The sequence below is a fragment of the Dolichospermum sp. LEGE 00246 genome (assembly GCF_015207865.1).
GTDB classification, from domain to species: Bacteria; Cyanobacteriota; Cyanobacteriia; order Cyanobacteriales; family Nostocaceae; genus Dolichospermum; species Dolichospermum heterosporum.
In genome coordinates this window covers 1-1,817 of record NZ_JADEWA010000693.1, presented here as the reverse complement: position 1 = coordinate 1,817, position 1,817 = coordinate 1, and the positions used below count along the sequence as shown (strand labels likewise).

Annotated in this window: 2 protein-coding genes; both read right to left on the bottom strand. The window is 34.5% G+C overall.

Going from position 1 to position 1,817, the window contains the following annotated elements; all coding sequences use genetic code 11:
* Positions 1 to 64 precede the first annotated feature (64 nt).
* Positions 65 to 871: a hypothetical protein gene (locus IQ228_RS25650; protein WP_193964948.1), complete on the bottom strand. Its 807-nt coding sequence runs from the start codon at positions 869 to 871 to the stop codon at positions 65 to 67.
* A complete protein-coding gene (locus IQ228_RS25645) occupies positions 843 to 1,718 on the bottom strand; it encodes a chromosome partitioning protein ParA (protein ID WP_193964946.1) in 876 nt (291 codons plus the stop codon). The genes IQ228_RS25650 and IQ228_RS25645 overlap by 29 nt, the downstream gene beginning before the upstream one ends.
* Positions 1,719 to 1,817: the final 99 nt, after the last annotated feature.

Genomic DNA, 1,817 nt, shown 5'->3' with positions numbered 1-1,817 from the left:
ACTTTGAAGGTTGATTCTAAACTCTAATTTTTTTTGATTTCTGACTTTTGTAGGTTGTTAAAACTTAGAAGTCGTTAATTAATTGGTTGGGTAAATCCAATGAGGATGTAATATTCAATAAACCCAATAATTCCCCAATATGTTTATTATCCTTAATTTGTTTACCAAAGTCTTCCATCCAATTAAAGATACGAGAACGGTTCATAAAATCTATTTCAGAGTTTTGGAGGGCATAGTTATAAGGTGAATCCAGAGATTCTAATAATTCATAAGTATCTCTCCATAACTTGCCCAAATATAACTCATTGTTTCCACTTGCTTGGATACGCTGTTGAATATTAGAACCATCATAGTAAGGAAATTCGTCACCAAAATACAGATTTTTGATAATGATGTAGTCTGCTTTATTTCCATAACAATTAAAAAGCTCTTGTAGATAATCCGTACAATCTCTCCGATAGGAAATTGGATGTACAAAGGTTATACGATAACCTAATTGAGCAATCGCATCCCAAAGCATGACTTCTTCGGCAAATTGTCGGAATTCTTCAAAACTTTGTCCTGGTAAATCACTCAAAGCTATTTGCACATCAGAAAAAGTCTCTAAATCAATTAATAATTGGTCTGCACCACCTTGGGTTAAGGGCAATTGAGCAATAGGTAATAATAGCTGATAGGCATATAACTTATTGCGATTACCACTGTAGTAAACTCTGAGATTTAGTTGCGATTCTAGATAAATCTCTATCAACAAACGTGCTGTTGTTGACTTACCTACTCTAGCATCACCAACTGTCATTACCAGTCGTTTAGGATTGGGGATAATTCCTGGATTATTTTGGCTATGCGGCTTGATCTGTGATGACTGCATTTTCTTTTATCCCCAATAATTCATTAGCATTCAACACGCTTTGCTCAAATTCTTTCAACCAAGCTGATACACGAGATTTAATGACAATGTTGGCTTGTTTATCTTCTAAAACTTCACTAAAAGTCAAGTTCTTTTCATCAATATAGTCATAGGGTTTGAAAAACAAATCTGGCATTTTAATTTCTACCGCACCATCTACCAAAAGTGTGGTACGAGTATCTGAATTGTCGTAGCGTTCAAACTTATCAGCTTCACCGTGGAATAGATTTTTCACAACTACATAATCAACGCGATCGCCACAATATTTGTGAAGAATTCGTAATATATTTACTGAGTCTTTTACCCTAGATAATACACTTACCATTGTGACTCTGTATCCTAAGCCTTTGACGGCATCAAATACACCCAAGTCTTTCTCAAAATTCTCAAAAAACAGACCTGACTGGGCAGGTAAATCTACTAATACCAATGGGGGAAGTTCTTTTTCTAGGTCTATTAGTAAGTCATCTGCACCACCTCTTGTGAAAATATCAAGTAGCTTGACTCCAGGTTGTGCTGAGTCGTAATGTCTATACAATTGGGCATTGCGATGATCTGAGTCATAAGCCAAATATTTTAGCTGTTTGTTGATATATAAATGCAGTAATCCCCTTGCAAATGTGGATTTACCTACACCTCCTTTATCTCCGGTGATAATTACTATTCTTCCTGTTGCATCAGTTTTATTTTCTACTGTTTCAGTATCTGTTGTTACCTGTTGATTTTGTGTAGTATCTTCATTTGATTGATTCTGTTCATTTTCATTCACATTTTCATTCACGGTGATTTTTTTCCTTTTTTTAGTCATAAATTAAGCAATGATTTGCTTCAATTTTGAAGATATTCTGGTAATCAAAGAGATAAACTGCAAACTGCCTTTTATCTGAGTTAAGTTATGATTAACTAC

What these genes read in the sequence shown, in the direction of transcription:
- IQ228_RS25650 (WP_193964948.1), bottom strand. Translation starts at nt 871, where the DNA reads ATGCAGTCATCACAGATCAAGCCGCATAGCCAAAATAATCCAGGAATT.
- IQ228_RS25645 (WP_193964946.1), bottom strand. Translation starts at nt 1,718, where the DNA reads ATGACTAAAAAAAGGAAAAAAATCACCGTGAATGAAAATGTGAATGAA.